This is a genomic window from Klebsiella sp. HN106 (assembly GCF_051209435.1).
GTDB lineage: Bacteria > Pseudomonadota > Gammaproteobacteria > Enterobacterales > Enterobacteriaceae > Klebsiella > Klebsiella oxytoca.
This window is the reverse complement of record NZ_JBLURD010000302.1, coordinates 1-278: the sequence shown is the minus strand read 5'-3', so window position 1 is coordinate 278 and position 278 is coordinate 1. Positions and strand designations below refer to the sequence as shown.

Genomic DNA, 278 nt, shown 5'->3' with positions numbered 1-278 from the left:
ATCGTAAGATCGTCGCCTCGCCCGACTATGTCGCGCGCTACGGTATGCCGCAGCATCCATCCGATCTGAAACAGCATCACTGCCTCGGCTTCACCGAGCCGGTATCGCTGAATACCTGGCCGGTCTCCTGTTGCGATGGCCAGCTGTTAGAGATCGAAGCGGCGGTGTCATCCAATAGCGGCGAAACGCTCAAGCAGCTATGCCTGACCGGCAACGGTATTGCCTGCCTGTCGGATTACATGGTGGATAAAGAGATTGCCAGCGGAGAGTTTGTCGAG

The 278-nt window shown here is 57.2% G+C and carries 1 protein-coding gene; it reads left to right on the top strand.

The features are described 5' to 3' along the window. On the top strand, positions 1 to 278 hold a 278-nt coding region (locus ACSIPU_RS31310), incomplete at both ends, for a LysR substrate-binding domain-containing protein (RefSeq protein WP_435322597.1).